The sequence below is a fragment of the Brevibacillus massiliensis genome, assembly GCF_000311785.1.
GTDB lineage: Bacteria > Bacillota > Bacilli > Brevibacillales > Brevibacillaceae > Brevibacillus_C > Brevibacillus_C massiliensis.
Genome location: NZ_HE978536.1, coordinates 441256 through 459382, shown reverse-complemented (window position 1 = coordinate 459382; position 18127 = coordinate 441256). Strand labels below are relative to the sequence as shown.

Annotated in this window: 21 protein-coding genes; 19 read left to right on the top strand and 2 right to left on the bottom strand. The window is 55.1% G+C overall.

Annotated features, from left to right (window positions below; translation table 11 throughout):
- Nucleotides 1-137: 137 nt before the first annotated feature.
- From HGBM_RS06110 to HGBM_RS06085, 4 genes are all read left to right on the top strand, one after another.
- On the top strand, nt 138-863 hold the full coding sequence (locus HGBM_RS06110; protein WP_019120207.1) for an amino acid ABC transporter ATP-binding protein: 726 nt from the start codon (nt 138-140) through the stop codon (nt 861-863).
- A gap of 26 nt (nt 864-889) precedes the next feature.
- A complete protein-coding gene (locus HGBM_RS06105) occupies nt 890-1720 on the top strand; it encodes an ABC transporter substrate-binding protein (protein WP_019120206.1) in 831 nt (276 codons plus the stop codon).
- Nucleotides 1721-1899: 179 nt separating this feature from the next.
- The gene (locus HGBM_RS26735; RefSeq protein WP_019120205.1) at nt 1900-2592 is read left to right on the top strand and encodes an amino acid ABC transporter permease; all 693 of its coding nucleotides are present in this window, start codon (nt 1900-1902) and stop codon (nt 2590-2592) included.
- Between the two features lie 14 nt (nt 2593-2606).
- Complete coding sequence (locus tag HGBM_RS06085) at nt 2607-3341, top strand: IclR family transcriptional regulator (RefSeq protein ID WP_019120204.1); 735 nt, start codon at nt 2607-2609, stop codon at nt 3339-3341.
- A 198-nt stretch (nt 3342-3539) separates the two neighbouring features.
- Here the strand turns inward: HGBM_RS06085 and HGBM_RS30240 are convergent, their stop codons facing one another.
- Complete coding sequence (locus tag HGBM_RS30240) at nt 3540-3743, bottom strand: extensin family protein (RefSeq protein WP_147512813.1); 204 nt, start codon at nt 3741-3743, stop codon at nt 3540-3542.
- A gap of 93 nt (nt 3744-3836) precedes the next feature.
- Here HGBM_RS30240 and HGBM_RS06075 point away from each other — a divergent pair, with 93 nt between their 5' ends.
- The 6 genes from HGBM_RS06075 (at nt 3837) to HGBM_RS06050 (ending at nt 7608) form a co-directional block, all read left to right on the top strand.
- A complete protein-coding gene (locus HGBM_RS06075; protein WP_019120202.1) occupies nt 3837-5192 on the top strand; it encodes a TcaA second domain-containing protein in 1356 nt (451 codons plus the stop codon).
- A gap of 256 nt (nt 5193-5448) precedes the next feature.
- Entirely contained in the window at nt 5449-5937 is a 489-nt protein-coding gene (locus tag HGBM_RS06070; RefSeq protein WP_019120201.1) for a CcdC protein domain-containing protein, read from the top strand.
- A gap of 15 nt (nt 5938-5952) precedes the next feature.
- Complete coding sequence (locus HGBM_RS06065; RefSeq protein WP_035286464.1) at nt 5953-6288, top strand: PadR family transcriptional regulator; 336 nt, start codon at nt 5953-5955, stop codon at nt 6286-6288.
- Nucleotides 6278-6925, top strand: a complete 648-nt coding sequence (locus HGBM_RS06060) for a permease prefix domain 1-containing protein (RefSeq protein ID WP_019120199.1) — start codon at nt 6278-6280, stop codon at nt 6923-6925. The genes HGBM_RS06065 and HGBM_RS06060 overlap by 11 nt, the downstream gene beginning before the upstream one ends.
- Before the next feature lie 79 nt (nt 6926-7004).
- A complete protein-coding gene (locus HGBM_RS06055; RefSeq protein WP_019120198.1) occupies nt 7005-7334 on the top strand; it encodes a hypothetical protein in 330 nt (109 codons plus the stop codon).
- Nucleotides 7312-7608 carry a hypothetical protein gene (locus tag HGBM_RS06050; RefSeq protein ID WP_019120197.1) on the top strand — a complete coding sequence of 99 codons (297 nt, stop codon included), beginning with the start codon at nt 7312-7314 and terminating at the stop codon, nt 7606-7608. The genes HGBM_RS06055 and HGBM_RS06050 overlap by 23 nt, the downstream gene beginning before the upstream one ends.
- Nucleotides 7609-7623: 15 nt before the next feature.
- On the opposite strand, the gene HGBM_RS06045 is transcribed toward HGBM_RS06050, so the two are convergent.
- Nucleotides 7624-8565, bottom strand: coding sequence for a superoxide dismutase (locus tag HGBM_RS06045; protein ID WP_019120196.1), 942 nt, complete (start codon nt 8563-8565; stop codon nt 7624-7626).
- Between the two features lie 174 nt (nt 8566-8739).
- Between HGBM_RS06045 and racE the strand changes: the two genes are divergently transcribed.
- From racE to lonB, 9 genes are all read left to right on the top strand, one after another.
- Nucleotides 8740-9561, top strand: a complete 822-nt coding sequence (gene racE / locus HGBM_RS06040; protein ID WP_019120195.1) for a glutamate racemase — start codon at nt 8740-8742, stop codon at nt 9559-9561.
- 69 nt (nt 9562-9630) lie between these two features.
- Nucleotides 9631-10701 (top strand): GerMN domain-containing protein, encoded by a 1071-nt coding sequence (locus tag HGBM_RS06035; protein ID WP_019120194.1) that lies wholly within the window; start codon nt 9631-9633, stop codon nt 10699-10701.
- A 183-nt stretch (nt 10702-10884) separates the two neighbouring features.
- Nucleotides 10885-11694, top strand: a complete 810-nt coding sequence (rph, locus tag HGBM_RS06030) for a ribonuclease PH (protein WP_019120193.1) — start codon at nt 10885-10887, stop codon at nt 11692-11694.
- Entirely contained in the window at nt 11687-12301 is a 615-nt protein-coding gene (locus HGBM_RS06025; RefSeq protein WP_019120192.1) for an XTP/dITP diphosphatase, read from the top strand. The genes rph and HGBM_RS06025 overlap by 8 nt, the downstream gene beginning before the upstream one ends.
- Nucleotides 12298-12822: a YfcE family phosphodiesterase gene (locus tag HGBM_RS06020; RefSeq protein ID WP_019120191.1), complete on the top strand. Its 525-nt coding sequence runs from the start codon at nt 12298-12300 to the stop codon at nt 12820-12822. The genes HGBM_RS06025 and HGBM_RS06020 overlap by 4 nt, the downstream gene beginning before the upstream one ends.
- 133 nt (nt 12823-12955) lie before the next feature.
- Nucleotides 12956-14248 carry a trigger factor gene (gene tig / locus HGBM_RS06015; RefSeq protein WP_019120190.1) on the top strand — a complete coding sequence of 431 codons (1293 nt, stop codon included), beginning with the start codon at nt 12956-12958 and terminating at the stop codon, nt 14246-14248.
- Between the two features lie 110 nt (nt 14249-14358).
- Nucleotides 14359-14940, top strand: a complete 582-nt coding sequence (clpP, locus tag HGBM_RS06010; protein WP_019120189.1) for an ATP-dependent Clp endopeptidase proteolytic subunit ClpP — start codon at nt 14359-14361, stop codon at nt 14938-14940.
- 21 nt (nt 14941-14961) lie between these two features.
- Nucleotides 14962-16227, top strand: coding sequence for an ATP-dependent protease ATP-binding subunit ClpX (gene clpX, locus HGBM_RS06005; protein WP_019120188.1), 1266 nt, complete (start codon nt 14962-14964; stop codon nt 16225-16227).
- 132 nt (nt 16228-16359) lie between these two features.
- A complete protein-coding gene (gene lonB / locus HGBM_RS06000; RefSeq protein WP_019120187.1) occupies nt 16360-18063 on the top strand; it encodes an ATP-dependent protease LonB in 1704 nt (567 codons plus the stop codon).
- Nucleotides 18064-18127 lie beyond the last annotated feature (64 nt).

The following is an 18127-nucleotide window of genomic DNA, read 5'->3' as shown; positions in this document are numbered from 1 at the left end:
ATAAATATACTTGCAGATGTGTGAAAATAAAATATAATAAAATAAAATAATAAAAATAGAAACTCTTTCCGAAATACAGAAACTATTGAATAATCATTGCGTTCACAGACTCTTCGGGATGGGGGGATCAAATCAGGATGATCAAAGTGAAGAATCTGTACAAGTCGTTTGGTTCGTTGACCGTCTTGAAGGGTGTCGATCTTTCGGTTGACGAAAGGGAAGTAGTGGTTCTGCTCGGGGCCAGCGGTTCCGGAAAAAGCACGCTGCTCAGGTGTTTAAATTTTCTGGAAGTGTACGACCAGGGAGAGATTTGGGTCGACGGCAGGCACATCGAGCCGCACAAAACGGATCTGAACCGGTTTCGCGCGGAAGTAGGCATGGTTTTCCAGCACTTCAACCTGTTTCCGCATAAGACGGCTCTGGAAAATGTGATGGAGGCGCCGGTCTACGTCAAGAAGATGAATCCGGCAGAAGCGAGAAGCATGGCGCACGACTTGCTGCAAAAAGTAGGCATGGCGGACAAGGCAGACGTCTACCCTGACATGCTGTCGGGCGGACAGAAGCAGCGGGTGGCGATTGCCAGAGCGTTGGCGATGGCGCCGAAAATCATGCTGTTCGACGAACCGACCTCGGCACTCGACCCGGAATTGGTCGGGGAGGTGCTGCAGGTGATGAAACAGTTGGCCAAGGAAGGCATGACGATGATTGTCGTCACTCACGAAATGGGATTTGCCCGCGAGGTAGCTGACCGGGTGGTGTTTATGGACAACGGCCAAGTTCTCGAGCAGGGTCAGCCCGCCCATTTTTTTGAGAATCCCCAGCATGATCGGACCAAGCAGTTTTTGAAAAGCATTTTCAAATAAAAAGCAACGCAAGGGGGCAACCATTTATGAAAAAGAAAGCAAAATGGATGATGGCAGTCTTGACTACGGTGCTGGCGGGGTCGCTGGCGCTGACCGGGTGCGGTTCGGCGGAGAACGCCTCTACGGCGGGCGGCAGCAGCGGCAGCCAACCTGCTGAACAGTCTTCCGGAAAACCGGATTTCACCTACGCGATGAGCGGGTTGTACAAGCCGTTCAACTTTACGGAGAACGGCGAGCTGACCGGCTTCGACGTGGAGATCGGGAAAGCTTTGGCCGAGAAGATGGGCATGAACCCGAAGCCGGTGACCAATCCGTTCGAGACGATCATCCAGGGGCTGCAGGCGAAAAAGTACGATACGATCATCGGCAGCATGAGCATCACAGAGGAACGTTTGAAAGCAGTCAACTTCACTGATCCCTACTACCGCTCCGGCTCGCAGATCTTCGTGCAGGAGTCAAACGACACGATCAAATCTGCAGATGACGTCAAAGGAAAGAAGATCGGCGTGCAAAAAGGCTCGGTCTACCTGGAGTGGGCCAAGAAATTGACCGACCAGGACAAAATAACCACATACGACAGCGACATCACCGCCCTGCTCGACCTGACGACCGGGCGCCTGGACGCGGTGATTACCGATCAGATGGTCGGTTTCCGCTTCATGAAAGAGAACGCAGGCAAGATCAAAGACGTCGACAAGCCGCTGAGCCACGACGAGCAGGCGATCGCCGTCAGAAAAGAAGATACGGAACTTCTGGAAAAACTGAACAAAGCGCTAGCGGAGATCATCCAGGACGGAACCTATGACAAGATCAGCGACAAGTGGTTTGGCCGCAATATTTTGGGCGAAAAGCAGTAATCCGCCGCAAAGGACAGGGGTGTCGCAACCGGACACCCCTGTTTTCAACAGGATTAGAAAGCATAACTTCTTGAGATGCTTCCATATCCTGCATGAAAAGCATCCGCCAAAGAAGAACCAGCTTCTTCGAAAGGGCTTCTTTAGAAGCTTTTCTTACAAAGCTCGAGGAGTGATGAAGCTTGATCATTGATATTCTCTTGCAGAACTATCCGCTGTTTTTCAAGGCCGCCTGGCTGACGCTTCGGCTGACCGCAGTGGCCCTCTTGCTGGGATGCGGCTTCGGACTCATCTTTGCCTTTTTTCGCGTCTCCCACCTAAAGGCGCTGAACTACCTCGCCCACGCCTACATCACCGTCATCCGCGGCACGCCGCTAATCGTCCAAATCGCCATTCTGTACTTCGGCATTTCCAATATCGTCACGCTTTCGAATTTTTGGGCCGGGGCGCTGGCGCTGGCTGTGCACAACGGCGCCTACATCGCGGAGATCTTCCGCGGCGCGATCCAGTCGATTGACCGGGGCCAGATGGAGGCCTCCCGTTCGCTCGGGATGTCCTACGCGCTGGCGATGCGCCGGATCATCCTCCCGCAGGCGTTCCGCAGAGCGATCCCGCCGCTCGGCAACCAGTTTATCATCGGGCTGAAGGATTCGTCGCTGGTCGCATACGTGGGCATGATGGATTTGTGGGGGACGGGATTAAGCGTAGCAGCATCCAACTACCGGCAGTTGGAGACGTACATCGTCGTCGGCTTGTTCTACCTGGCGATGATCATGCTGTTCACGTACTTTGTCCACCGGCTGGAAAACAGGCTGCACACCGGGAAAAAGCGGAAAAAACACAAAGAGAGCACCGCGTTGCCACTATCTGAGTAACAGGGGTTATGAACATGGTTCAATCGATCGACAGGGCAATGAAGATTATCTCCATACTCATCTCCGACGAGAACAAGCCGTCTTGGCCGATCACGGAACTGGCCGCGGCCACATCGCTTCCGCTGGGCACCCTTCATCGCATCATGGCTACGCTCATCACACATGGTCTGGTGATGCAGGAACCCGTAACCAAACACTACCGTGCCGGGTATGCCTGGATCGAGATCGGGCTGCGCCTCTTGGACAAGCTGGATTTTCGCCATGTCGCCAGGCCGGTGATGGAGCGGCTTGCCCAGGAAGTGGAGGAGAGCATCTACCTCAATATCCCGGAAGGCTTCGATTCGATCCCGATTGAGAAGGTAGACAGCCCGTTGATTATTCGCATTGCAGAAAACCTCGGGGAGCGGATCCCCATGCCAATCGGGGCGCCCAACAAGGCGATTCTGGCTTATTCGCCAAAGCAGGAGGCCGAGCGGATTGTCAGCCAGGTGCTGCCGCCCGAGGAGCAGCAGGCGTTTTTCGATCAACTGACCAGGATCAAACAGGCCGGGTTCGCCGTCAGCTACGGAGAGAGGACCGAGGGCACTGTCGCCGTCGCCGCTCCCATCCTCAGCTACCACAAAACCGTGCTGGCGGCGCTGTCGATCAACGCTCCCAGCTTTCGGGTGACAGAGGACCGGCTCTCCTTGCTCATTGACGCGGTAAAGAAGGCAGCTGCAGAAATATCGGCAAAAATAGGCAGTCCGTAAACCATTTCCCCCATGGGTCTGGCCATGCGGGGTTTTTTGTCTGAAAAATACCCTCGATATCGGCATGTTATTGGAATAATTTGGTGAATGTTTTTAGTAAAAAACACCAATAACGGGAGGATGTAGAGATTGGCTTTTTGCATGGGATGCGGGAAACAGATTGAAGAGGGACGGACGGTCTTGTATGATATGATTCAGTTAGCGATCATCGCGCTCGTCAAAAGGGACGATTTCGTTTACCCAAGCGGTCAATGCGGTTGCAGCGTCACAGGTTTTCGTCATCATCGGGGTGATCGTCACGTTCGTACCGGCCAAAATCTCCGGGGTGAAGGCACTTCCCGCCCTGTTTGTTCTCTTGTTGATCGTACCGATCACTTTGCAAGTGTTTTTACGGGTAAACAACTTCGTGAAGCCCGGGCATTTTTATGCTTTTCCGTTGATTTGGGTTATCGTTTTTTTGTAGACGCGATCATCATGTAGGGGGATAAGAGGATCATGCGAAAAAGGAAGAAGTCGCCTGTCATCAACTGGAAACGGGCAGCTCCCGTCGCCGGGGCAGTCCTGCTGGCGGCATGCTTGTATGCGGCGGGCAGCTCGTCAGCCGATCCGCAAAAGACAGTGGCCCGGTTTCAGCAGGCGATGGAAGAAAACAATGCGAAATTGCTATTTTCCCAGGTTACTCTTCCGGAAACGGCAGCGGAACGCTCCATGTGGACAGAGGATGCTGCCAATCAGATGATAGCGGCCGTAAAAGCGAGCGGAAAGCTCGCCGAGCTCGTCGCTGACTTGTCGAAAGAGGCCGAACAATACCAAGAGAAGTCTGGGGCCGCTCCCGCATCGAGTGAGGAAAAGAGCGGCGAGTCCACTTTTGTGCTGAAAAAGAATGGGAAAAAATGGCTGTTCTTCGATGACTACAAGGTGCAGTACACCCCTGCCTACGCGAAGACGACCGTTCCCCGGGAGATCACGCTGTCAACGGACGAGCAGGGCGTCGAGATTAAACAGAGCAGCAGCAGGTCATCGGCGGACAACCAAGCGTACATCATCGGTCCGCTCCTGCCCGGTGAACACCGGATCAAGGCAAAGATGCAGACGGATTTTGGCGAAGTCGAGTCGGAAACCCGTTTTACCGTCCCGATCGGGAAAGTTCCCGCCGTCACCGTCAACCTGGAGACAAAAAAAGTGAAGATTGCTGCCAACCTCCCCGGAGGGCAGCTCTATTATCAGGGGAAGCCGATCGAAGCCGAGTTTTCGCAGTCGTGGGGGACGTATACCGCGACGATTGAGGATGTGCCTTTTGCTCCGCTTGACTTCACATTGAAAGTCCAGACGCCGTTCGGAGAATTGGAGCAGCAGAAGACGCTGGCCCAGTCGGATACCAGCCTCGAATTTGCCTTTGATCTTGCCGGCGCTCCGCAGTTTAAATCGACGATCAAAGGGGTCTTGCTGGAGTACGAAAAGGCCTGGGTCGAATTCGTCAAGGACAAGTCCAGCATGAAGGGCCTGGCGCCGCTGCTCGCCAAAGATTCGCCAAAGATCGCCCAGTTTCAGCGGGAGATCGCGGAGGTGCCCAAGCTGGTCTTCGCCGGCAAACTGACCGGACTCGCCATCAATTACAGCTCGGCAACGATGGATGATCCCACTCACCTGCAGGTGACAGCCAAAGTGACTTATGAAGGCAAATGGATGCACTCCGAGTCAAAGATTGTGACGCAGGAGGGAAAAGAAGAGCATTATATGACCTTTGACCTGCAGCTGGCGGGGGATAGCTGGAAGATTCTCGACAGTCGGGAAAATTACGTATGGTCTACTGACAAAGGTACATATGAAGACGTACCCCTGAACGAATGAAAAGGGCAGTGCGGCAGGCTGGAGCCAGGGAATAAGCTCCAGCCTGCCGCATTTTGTTGAACGAAGAAAAAAAGCATCCCGTCTGCTCATCGGAGTAAACGGGATGCGTTTTATTTAATGTACCGGTTGCATTATGTGTATTAAGTGATATAATACACCATATACATTATGTATGCCGCCTGTCTCGTCATTCGCTGGGCGGCATAATGGAACGAATCACAACATTCTCAAATCGGAGAAGAAAGGGTGGAGCCTCATGCAATCGATTGTTTCTTTGGCAATAGCAGTCCTGATTATCGGGCTCGTGGTCTGGATGAAAATCAGAGGGAGAAAGCGGCCGATCAAAAGAAATGGTTTTGGGATATTGGCGCCGATTTTGGTGGTTTTTCCGCTTATGTCCTTTAGCCTGTACCAAATGATGCATATACCGGGGAAGCCCTTCCACTTCCCTCCCTATTGGGAGCTGCTGATCGCCGGTCTATTGGGGATTTTGCTTGGTGTCATCATGCTTAATCAAACGACGTATGAGCGAAGAGAGGACGGGCTGATTTATCCCAAGCCGAATAAGAATTTCAAATTTGTCATTATCGCGATCGTTGCGATCAGAATCATGTTGGCTCAGTACCTCAAGAGCATGGATTATATAGAGTTGACCGTACTGACGATGTTCATGGCTCTTCTTTACCTCGGCATTTGGAGGATCGGCAGCTTTGTCAAATTTCGCAGCGTCTCAGCCTTGAAATGACACGGGAGTCACTCAATCGGCCGCGAACTGGTCAAGGGGAGCAGTTCCCTCCTGATCTTGCAGCTGCTAAGCGAGCGAGACATGTACGGTTACGAGATCGCGAAAGAGATGGAAAGGCGGAGCGAGGCCAGCTTGCTGTTCAAGGAGGGCACGCTTTATCCGGCCCTGCAGAAGCTGGAGCAAAAAGGACTGATCTCTTCTTATTGGAAAGCGCAGGAGCGCGGCCCGGATCGCAAGTATTACGCGATCACCCCGGAAGGAAGGGTGCGGCTGCGGGAAAAGACGAGCGAGTGGCAGCGATTTGTCTCCGTGATGGGGAAAGTGCTGGGAGGACCGGCCGATGAACGCTAAGAAAGCGGCATACTTGTACGCTGTCGCCGCCAACCTGCCCAAACACCTTGACCATCGGCAGACGCTTGCTGAATTGGAGAGCCACATCGACGAAGCGGTATGCCAGCTGATGGCCAGCGGTCTGACCGAGCAGGAGGCGACTTCCCGGGCCTTGTCCGATCTCGGCCGTCCGCTCGAAGTAGCCAACGGCTTTAGCGGCATTCGCCCTTTTTCGGCCGGCTGCTGCAGCAGGGCTTTGCTGATTCAAAACGGACTGCTGTTTCTCGGCGGGATACTCGTTCTGGCGGGTCAGGCCGTCTGGGGGGAAAAGAACGCTTGGCCGCTGTTCTCCTTGATCTCACAGCACAAAGCAGAGATCCTGATTGGCTATGCGCTTTACTGGCTTGCTTCCGGCTATTTCCTGGGACAGAGGTATGGTGTGACAGCCGAGCGTCATGTAAGGAAAATGGTGCGGCTTCCGCTCGCGTTAAATTACCTGTTCATGTGCCTGGTGCTGTTCCAGGTTCTGCCCAGGGACTGGTTTGGACCGCTGCTCGCCACGCCGTTTCTGATCGCATGCGCAGTGACTACCCTGTTGTTTTCCAGTCTGGCCGATCTTGGGTGCCGGTGGGGGAGACAGCAGATGCGGCTTGACTAAGCATTCGGCTGCATCCCGGCTGCCTGCCCCGACTTTTTTATTTACATACATAGAATATCTAGGTAGAAGGAGGAACCATATGAGCCTGATCATGATCTTGCTGCTGTTCTTGTTTTTGCTGCTGATGTCGCTGGTGGGCGGCGTCCTCGTTTTCAAGAAGCACCGGGTGCCGGGTTTGATCATGTTCGGTGTGCCGCTGTCCGTCTTCGCAGGCGTGTTTTTTCTATATAAATGGTTTAGTTATGAGACCACACCGGACTCCCTCGATCTGCAGGTGACCAGGGAAGGGGATACCTATCTTCTGGAAGGAAAGTGGCAGGGACCGCTCGATCCGGACAGCTTCCAGACTGATTTTATTGTGTTTCATTCTGCCGGAGGGAAGCGATGTGCACGTGACGCAGCGAAATGAAGCCAAACCTGATCCGGCTTTTTTCGACCTGACTGGCGAGGTGTCCAAGGTCATCGACCAAAACCCCAACACACCGGACAACCGCCGGCGGCAAATGTTTGCCATCAAACCGGAGGGGACGTTTCAGGTCCGCTTTGCTCTCTCGGAACACCTCCGTATTGAAGATGTAACGATTCAGTACGTGCATGTCGTCTATCCGCCCATGGATCCGCTTTTTTACTGGGTCAAGACGTACAACGGAGAAAAACCCGACCCGCCCGGGTATACAAGGTAGAGCGAGGGCAGCCGATCAATACGGCTGCCAGCGCAAGCGTCGCGCTTGCTGATAGCGTTCGGACACATGGGGCCAGCAGACGACATTCCAAAAAGCTTCAATGTATTTTGGCCGCTCGCTTTGGTACTTCAAAAAATACGAATGTTCCCATACGTCGAGCACCAACAGAGGGATTGACTCCCATTGGGTCAGGTTCTGGTGCTTTTCCGCCTGAAGAATCTCGGTGTGCTGCGCTCTTGGCGACCAGACGAACAGCGCCCAGCCCCCGCCTTCCACTTTTTCTGCCGCTTTGGAGAAGTGGCGCCGGAACGCTTCAAACGAGCCGAAGTCCCGGTCGATTTGGTCTGCCAATTCACCTTGGGGAAGCCCGCCGCCGTCAGGTGACATGATCTCCCAAAAAATCGTATGCAAGTAATGGCCGGCGCCGTTGAAGGCGGCCTGCCGCTCCCAGTGCTTGATCAGGTCAAAATCGTCGTCTTTACGGGCCTGGGCCATCATCTTTTCCGCCGTATTCAGGTCGTTGACGTAGTTGCGGTGCAGGATATCGTGGTGAATCCGCATCGTTTCGGCGTCGATGTAAGGCTCCAGGGCATCGTAGCTGTAGGGCAGCTCGGGAAGGGTGTGGCGTCCGATCGGGACCGGGCGGCCGATTGGCACCGCTTCCCTCCGCTCCAGCTGTTCGTACCTCTCGCCCGATTGATATTCGTGAACAAGCCGCAGAAACTTGTGAAAGTTCCGCTGAATTTCTTCTGCCTTCGCCGTCAGGTGGGCGAATTCCACTTCTGACTCCGGCAGCTGAAATGACGCAGCCCGCCGGCCAATGTCGGTAAAAGCGGCGGCAAACCGGTGCAGGTCCTGCTCCGCCCCGTGGGGAAGCTCAGCTTTTCTCTGTAAGTAATCGATCCATTGGCGCCCCCATTCGCTCCAATTGATCAACTGCTGAACATTCAATTTCAACGCGATACCTCCTCCTATGTCTCTGTGTTCCTTTTACCATATGAAAACAGCCCAAATTTGGTTAACAGACCTTTGCGGATTACGAGCTTTGGTATTAAAATGGGAGTACCCGTCTAAATCTAGCGGCATATCGTAGTAGCACGGATCGCATCCTGTTATCAAAGGAGACTAACCATGATTGAACGCAGAGCAATTGGCATTATCGATTCGGGTGTTGGCGGCTTGACCGTTGCACGGGAAGTGATGAGGCAGCTGCCCCATGAGGAAATCATTTACTTCGGGGACAACGCACGCTGCCCGTACGGATCAAGAACAGCCGAAGAGATACGGACTTTTACGAATCAGATGATTCAGTTTTTGCTGCAGTATTCGATGAAAGCATTGGTGATTGCCTGCAATACGGCGACAGCAGTAGTGCTTGACGAGGTGCGCGAACAGCTCGACCTGCCGGTCATCGGAGTGATAGAGCCTGGGGTGCGGGCGGCGATTTCCGCTTCACGTACAGGAAGAATTGGGATTATTGGGACAGAAACGACCATTCGCACAGGAGCTTATCAGCGGGCGCTGAAAAGGGAGAAGCCCGATCTGTACACTGTGGGGCTGGCTTGTCCTCCGTTTGTTCCGCTGGTGGAACACTTCATGCTGCAGACGGATGAGGCACAGAAGATCGTAGCGGAGACGTTGGCACCGATGCAGGCGGAAGATGTCGATACGCTCATTCTTGGCTGCACCCACTATCCGCTGCTCGCTCCCTTGATTCAACAGGCGATGGGCAGCCACATTACCTTGATCAATTCCGCCGACGAGACGGCAAAGGAACTCGGCGCCTTGCTGTCCGCACAAGGCATACTCGCCCCGGATGAAGGGGGGCGTGCACCCAGGCACCGCTTTTTTACCAGCGGAGAGGAGGAAATATTCCGGCAGATTGGCGAGAGCTGGCTCGGCCGCCCGCTGGAGCTGGAACGGCGTGAGCTGGAGCCGCTTTATCTAGGCTGATTCAAAGCATAAACCCAAGCCCTGCTCGTATACATAGTAGTACAAAGTGTGTCGAGGGGGATGGAAAACATGAGGATAAAGCGGATCGGCAAAGTGACGGCCGCGCTTGGCATGAGTGCGATTTTGATGAGCGGTTGCAGTCTTTTCGGACCGGAACAGGAAACGAGTACGACCGGTATTGACGTTCCGCCCGTAACGGAGACGGCGGCCCAGCCGTTTGGCCCGGACGGACCGGTCGTTGAGGGGAAAGACGAGGAGCAGAGCAAAGCGCCGGCCACGGAAGAGCAGACCGTGTACCTGGAGGACGCCAATGGCTATATCGTTCCCGTATCGCTGGCCCTGCCCGCGTCCGAAGGGCCGGCAAAGCAGGTGCTGACCTACATGGTAAAAGGTGGCCCGGTAGAGGATCTGCTTCCGACAGGATTTCATGCTGTGCTGCCGCAGGGGACCGAAATCAAAGGGATCAATATCAAGAATGGAACAGCCACCGTCGACTTTTCCCCGCAGTTTAAGAAGTACGAGGCCAAGGATGAAAACAACATACTGGATGCCATTGTCGGCGCGTTAACCCAGTTCCCGACGGTCAAAAACGTATCGATATGGGTTAACGGTACTCCGCTTCGCGAAATGCCGGTCGACAAGACGCCGATCCCCGCTGTTCTGGATCACGGCCACGGAATCAACCTGGAGCTTACGGAGAACGCTGTGCCTGGCCGCACCAGTGCGGTTACCGTATATTTTCAGGGACAAATCGACGACAAACGCACCTACTACGTTCCGGTGACGCGGTTGATTCCGCAGACGGACAATATCGCCAAAGCGGCGATTGAGGAACTGATCAAAGGGCCGAAGGAAGGCTCCCTGCTCTTCAGTTCATTCCTGGGAACGACCAAGGTACTGGATGTGCAGCAGAAAGACGACACCGTCACGGTGAATCTCAGCGGCGAAGTGCTGAAGTACGACTCCGGAAAAGAGGCACATCCGGAAGCGATGGAGTCGCTGGTCCTTTCGCTGACGGAGAACACGGGGGCCAAGAAGGTGCAGGTTTTGGTGGAGGGACAGCCGCTCGCCGCCGCAGGGGCAAACGACTACAGCAAACCGGTAACCAGGCCGGCCCGCGTAAACGCCATCCAATTTTAACAAGCTTTTGTCCGCGCCGTTCATGCGGCGCGATTTTTATTTGAGACAGCGGAAGAGTTTTATCCGCATCTAAGTGGCAGAAGCATATCTTGATTGATATAATATGGAAAGCTTCGCTTGCACGAAACAGATTTTGACCGTCGGCAGCAACACGCCGGCGTGTGATACATAGGAGGAGTAACCATGAGATTTGATGGACGCAGCCGCAACCAATTGCGCCCGGTGACCATTACCCGCAATTACATAAAGCACGCCGAAGGATCCTGCCTGATTGAAGTGGGGGATACCAAGGTCATCTGCACAGCCACACTGGAAGACCGCGTCCCTCCGTTCATGCGGGGCGGCGGAAAAGGCTGGCTGACGGCCGAGTACGCGATGCTGCCGCGGGCGACGGAGACCCGCAATGCCCGTGAATCGTCAAAAGGAAAAGTGGGCGGCCGAACAATGGAAATCCAGCGCCTAATCGGACGTGCCCTGCGGTCCGTCGTTCACCTGCAGGCGATGGGCGAGCGAACGATCTGGCTGGATTGCGACGTGATCCAGGCGGATGGCGGAACGCGGACTGCTTCCATTACCGGAGCGTACGTGGCCATGGTCGACGCCATGCGCAAGCTGGTCGAAACGGGCGTTTGGAAAAGCTTGCCGGTCACCGATTTTCTCGCCGCTACGTCCGTCGGCGTCGTCGATGGCGAGGCGGTGCTCGATCTCAACTACAAAGAAGATTCTTCCGCGATCGTGGACATGAATGTGGTCATGACGGGAGCTGGCAAGTACGTTGAACTGCAGGGGACGGGCGAGGAGGCGCCGTTTAGCGGTGAGCAGCTGCAGGAACTGCTGGATTTGGCCAAACACGGGGTGCTGCAGCTGATCGACATCCAAAAACAGGCGCTGGGCGAAGTCGTCCTGCTCGAACCTCTGCAACCGGAACTGGCTGCCCAGCCATCAGCGCAAACCCAGACGTCGCGCCCTGCAGGAGACAGAACAAATGGCTGAGGCAGCGAACGTGAGAAAAGTCGTGTTGGCAACCCGAAACCAGGGGAAAGTGCGCGAACTGCGGCAGATGCTCGCCCCCTTGGGCTGGGAAGTGGTCGGCCTGGACGAATTTCCCGGAGCGCCCGAGGTAGTCGAGGACGGTGACAGCTTTGAGGCGAATGCCTTGAAAAAGGCGCTGGCGATCTCCACATATACCGGACTGGCTGCAATCGGTGACGATTCCGGGTTGGAAGTGGACGCGCTCGGCGGAGCCCCTGGCATCTACTCGGCCCGGTACGCCGGGGAGGGGGCGACGGACGAGCAAAACTGGCGTAGGCTGCTGGATGAGCTGCGCGATGTTCCCATGGAGAAACGAAGCGCTCGCTTCCGCTGCACACTGGTGATGGTGGATGGCGGAGAGCCAGTCGCGACGGCGCAGGGAAGCTGTGAGGGGGTCATCATCCACGAGCCGGCCGGAGAAAACGGGTTTGGCTACGACCCGGTGTTTTACCTTCCCGAGCGGAAGTGCACGATGGCCCAGCTTCCCGCCGAGGTGAAAAACCAGATCAGTCACCGGGCAAAAGCGCTGCAAAATCTAGTCACGCTTATCAGGGGGAATCAGGTGTGAGCATTCTCGTACTGAGCGATACGCACGGATTGGTGCAGGAAGTAAAACAGGTGGTGGACCGGCACCCGGCAGAGCTGATGTTGCACTGCGGAGATTTTTGCGTCGACCGCAGGCGGGAGCCGTTTGCCCGGATGGAACTGGTCCGCGGCAATTGCGATACGGATGACAGCGTGCCGCTCGACAGGCAGATCAAGTATCGCGACTTGCGGATATACCAGACGCACGGGCATCTCTACGGGGTGAAAAGCTCGCTGCAAAGGCTGCATTACCGGGCGGAAGAGACCGGAGCCAATGTCGTGCTGTTTGGCCACTCCCACTTTCCGCTGTGCACGGAAGAGCGGGGGATCCTCTTTCTCAACCCGGGGAGCCTGCAGCTGCCGCGGGGGTTTGCAACTCCGACCTGCGCGGTCATCGAGCAGCTTGAATCTAGCAAAGGCGGCATTGAGGTGGAAGTGACGTATTTTGACCACCGCGGCAAAACGGTCAAGGAACGAGGCGGCCGCTTCAAGCTGCGGCGGTGATTCTTGATATTCTCTTAGTATGTGATATACTATAATGGTTATAATGGCAGGTAGATTGTTATCACTCGGAAAGATTGCAGCATCCGGGTGGTTCGCTCATGTTTCTGGGATTAATCTAGGAGGGGAAGTTTAAGTGGCAGCGAAATGGGAAAAGTTAGAGAATAACCAAGGGGTCTTAACGGTCGAAGTAGAGCCGGAAAAAGTGGACCAGGCCTTGGATCAGGCTTTTAAAACAGTCGTAAAAAAGGTAAACGTACCTGGTTTTCGCAAAGGCAAAATTCCGCGCAAACTGTTTGAAGCGCGTTTCGGCGTTGAATCTCTGTATCAGGACGCCCTCGATATTTTGCTCCCGGCCGCTTACGGACAAGCCGTAAAGGAAACCGGGATCGAGCCTGTAGACCGCCCGGAAGTAGACGTAGAACAGATGGGCAAAGGCGAAAAGCTCATCTTCAAAGCTACCGTGACCGTGAAGCCGGAAGTCAAGTTGGGCCAGTACAAGGGGCTGGAGGTTGAGCCGAAAGACTTCACCGTCAAGGACGAAGACGTCGATGCCGAGCTGAAGCGCATGCAGGAGCGCCACGCGGAATTGTACGTGGTGGAAGACGGCAAGGTAGAGTCGGGCGACATCGCCCTGATCGACTTTGAAGGCTTCCAGGACGGCGATGCTTTCGAAGGCGGCAAAGAGGAGAACTACTCCTTGGAAATCGGTTCCGGTACCTTTATCGCCGGATTCGAAGATCAGCTGATCGGCGCGGCAAAAGGGGAAGAGCGCGAAGTGAAGGTCACGTTCCCGGAAGACTACCACGCTCCGAACCTGGCCGGCAAAGAGGCCGTTTTCAAAGTGAAAGTAAACGAGATTAAACGCAAGAACCTGCCTGAACTGGACGACGAGTTCGCCAAAGACGTCAGTGAGTTTGACACGTTGGATGAATTGAAAGCTGATATTAAGAAAAAACTGGAAGAGAAAGCCGTTCGCGATAAAGATACGTACATTCGCCAGGAATTGGTGCTGAAAGCAAGTGAAAATGCAGAGATGGACATTCCCGCCGTCATGATCGACCAGGAAGTCGATCAAATGCTGCGCGAATTTGCGCAACGACTGCAGTTCCAAGGCCTGAATCTGGAGCTCTACTACCAGTTCTCCGGAATGGATGAGAGCACGCTGCGCGACCAGTTCAACACAGAAGCCACCACCCGCGTCCGGACCGCATTGACGCTGGAGGCCATTGCCAAAGCGGAGAATATCGAAGTGACGGAAGAAGATGTAACGGAAGAGCTGAACAAGCTGTCCGAGATGTACAAGCGCCCGGCAGACGAGCTTCGCAGCATCTTCACTTCGCAGGATGGCATGGCTGGTCTCTACCACGACATCAAAACGCGCAAAACAGTCGATTTGCTTGTGGCAGAAAGCAAAGCATCTGCATAATCTAAGTACAAGGCACGAAAATTGAGTTCGTGCCTTGTTTTTCCACCTTCCTCTGTTCACGCAGGAAGGTGTCTATACATAAGAATGAAGTGTGCAAAGGAGGCAAAACCATGCTGATTCCTATGGTCATTGAGCAAACAAACCGCGGCGAGAGAGCGTATGATATCTATTCGCGTTTGTTAAAGGATCGGATTATTTTTTTAGGAACGGCTATTGATGACGAAGTAGCCAATCTCGTTGTAGCCCAACTTCTCTTTTTAGCTTCAGAGGATTCGGAGAAGGACATCAGCTTGTACATAAATTCGCCGGGTGGTTCAGTGACGGCAGGTCTGGCGATCTATGACACGATGCAGCACGTAAAACCGGACGTATCGACGATCTGTGTCGGGATGGCGGCCAGCATGGGTGCCGTACTGCTGGCCGGCGGGGCAAAAGGCAAGCGCTACGCCCTTCCCAACAGTGAAGTGATGATCCATCAACCGCTTGGCGGCGTCCGCGGACAGGCGGAGGACATACGCATTCACGCCGACTGGATCCTGAAGACAAAACGGCAGCTGAACGAGATCCTGGCAGAGAGAACCGGGCAGCCGTACGAGCGCATCGAGCGGGACACCGACCGGGATAACTTTATGACTGCCGAGGAAGCGAAGGCTTACGGCTTAGTCGATGCAGTAATGACGCGTAGGAATTGACCTGACAAGAGGTGAAAAGAGATGTTTAAGTTCAACGATGATAAGGGCCAGTTGAAGTGTTCGTTCTGTGGAAAATCACAGGAGCAGGTGCGCAAGTTGGTCGCTGGACCGGGTGTGTACATTTGTGACGAATGTATCGAGCTCTGCAACGAAATTGTCCAAGAGGAGCTCGGCAACGAAGAAGACGTCGACATGAAGGAAATTCCCAAGCCGATGGAAATCCGCAAAATCCTCGACGATTACGTCATCGGCCAGGATTTGGCAAAAAAATCGCTGTCTGTCGCCGTCTACAATCACTACAAACGGATCAATACAGGCGCCAAAATCGAAGAGGTCGAGCTGCAGAAGTCCAATATCGTGTTGATCGGACCGACCGGGAGCGGAAAGACCCTGCTGGCGCAGACGCTCGCCCGCATTCTGAACGTGCCGTTTGCGATCGCTGACGCCACCTCGCTCACCGAGGCCGGCTACGTCGGAGAAGACGTTGAGAACATCCTGTTGAAGCTGATCCAGGCGGCCGATTACGACGTGGAAAAAGCGGAAAAAGGCATTATTTACATCGACGAGATTGACAAGGTGGCCCGCAAATCGGAAAATCCGTCCATCACCCGCGACGTGTCGGGCGAGGGCGTACAGCAGGCGCTGCTGAAAATCCTTGAAGGCACGGTGGCCAGCGTTCCGCCACAAGGCGGCCGCAAACACCCGCATCAGGAGTTTATCCAGATTGATACCTCCAACATCCTGTTTATCTGCGGCGGTGCCTTTGACGGCATTGAACAGATCATCAAACGGCGGATCGGCAAGAAAGTCATCGGCTTTGGCGCGGATACGGCGGAAGGGATCTCGGGCGATCTGAAGGCAGGGGAGTACCTGAAGTACGTCTTGCCGGAAGACTTGCTGAAGTTCGGGCTGATCCCGGAATTTGTCGGCCGTTTGCCGGTGATGGCTACACTGGAGCCGCTCGATGAGGAAACGCTGATCCGGATCTTGACCGAGCCGAAAAACGCGCTGATCAAACAGTACCAAAAACTGCTCAGCCTCGACGGTGTCGAACTGGAATTCGAGGAAGGAGCGCTGCGGCAGATCGCTCTGGAAGCGATCAAGCGCAACACCGGGGCGCGCGGTCTGCGGGCGATCATCGAACAGATCATGCTTGACATGATGTACGAATTGCCGTCCCGCGAAGATGTCGAGAAGTGCCGCATCACGGAAGAGACCGTTCGCGAAAAAGCGAAGCCGCTCTTGACGAATAAAGAAGGAGATATCGTCCGAAGCGAATCGGCATAAAGAACTTCTGCCACCCTTTTCACCGAAGGGCGGCTTTTTTCGTTTACTCCCCCTCTCTGCGGGCAATACTACTCTATATAGTTTTGCGGACGTGTCCTCGCATACACGGATTTCATGGGAGGGAATACCAAGATGGAGTATACGACTCTAGTCATCGCCAGCATTGAAGTAGTCGTCGGTGTCATCATCGGCGCTTATTTTTGGAATCTGCTCAAAACCCAAAGGAACTCGAAGACGTCCGTTGACCGCGAGTCGCGAAAAGAAGTGGATCAATTGCGCAAGCTGCGCATGGTCGCCCTTACGGAACCGCTCTCGGAAAAGACTCGCCCCGCTTCACTGAGTGAGATCGTCGGTCAGGAAGACGGACTGCGGGCGCTGCGGGCCGCACTGTGCGGGCCCAATCCGCAGCATGTGATCATCTACGGTCCCCCCGGCGTCGGCAAGACTGCCGCTGCCCGCGTGGTGCTTGAAGAGGCGAAGAAGACGGCCCACTCGCCGTTTAAGCAGGATGCCAAGTTTGTCGAGATTGACGCGACGATTGCCCGCTTTGACGAACGGGGAATCGCCGACCCGCTGATTGGCTCGGTGCACGATCCGATCTATCAAGGAGCCGGTTCGCTTGGGCAAGCGGGAATCCCGCAGCCTAAACCGGGTGCCGTTACCAAAGCGCATGGCGGGGTTTTGTTTCTCGACGAAATCGGCGAGCTTCATCCCATTCAAATGAACAAGCTGCTCAAAGTGCTGGAGGACCGGCGGGTGATCCTGGAGAGCGCTTACTACAGCGAAGAAAATACGCAAATTCCCCAGCACATTCACGACATCTTTCAGTACGGGCTGCCGGCGGACTTCCGTTTGGTAGGGGCGACCACCCGCACACCGGAGGACATCCCTCCGGCCCTGCGTTCGCGCTGCCTGGAAATATTCTTCCGCCCGTTGAAGCCGCAGGAGATTGGCAGTATCGTCAGGACGGCTTCGCAAAAGATGGAGATGGAAGTCTCGCAGGAAGCAGCTGAAGTGATTCAGCTGTACGCGACGAACGGGCGGGAAGCGATCAACACGCTGCAAATCGCTGCCGGCATTGCACTTACCGAAGGCAGACAGGAGATTCGGGCATCCGATGTGGAATGGGTCGTGCACAGCAGCCAAAAATCCCCGCGCCAGGAGAAACAGGTGCACGAGCAGCCGCAGGTCGGCCTCGTCAACGGTTTGGCTGTGTACGGACCCAACATGGGCACCGTCATGGAGCTGGAAGTGACCGCCTCTCCCGCCCTGGTCCCCGGCAGCGGACGGGTGACGATGACCGGGTTGGTGGAGGAGGAAGAAATGGGCGGCCGCAGCCGGACGATCCGCCGCAAGTCGATGGCCAAAGGTTCGATCGAAAATGTCCTGACCGTCCTTCAGCGGATGGGCCTCTGCCCCTGCGATTACGACCTGCACATCAACTTCCCCGGCGGCATCCCGATCGACGGCCCTTCTGCAGGGATTACGATTGCCGCCGCGATCTACTCGGCGATCAAGGAAAAGCCGATCGACAACCGGGTAGCGCTGACCGGCGAAGTGAGCATTCACGGCAAAGTAAAGCCGGTCGGCGGCGTGGTCGCCAAGGTGGAGGCAGCCAAACTTGCGGGGGCGACACGCGTCTTGATTCCGGCGGAGAATTGGCAGTCGATCTTCGAGGAGATGAAGGAGATTCAGATCATCCCTGTGTCGACGGTAGAAGAGGCCATTCGCCTGTCTCTGGTGGAAGAAACCGAAGAGGTGAGCGAACCGGCGGCTGCGCCGTTTTCCGTGCCGATCCAGGCAGACGGCTTGGCCTCGTCCAGCCTGCCGATGTAACAGCCCGGCTGTTTGGGGTCTGGGCTGCCCTTCGTTTGCCCGGAAAACGCCGGCAACTGTCCGG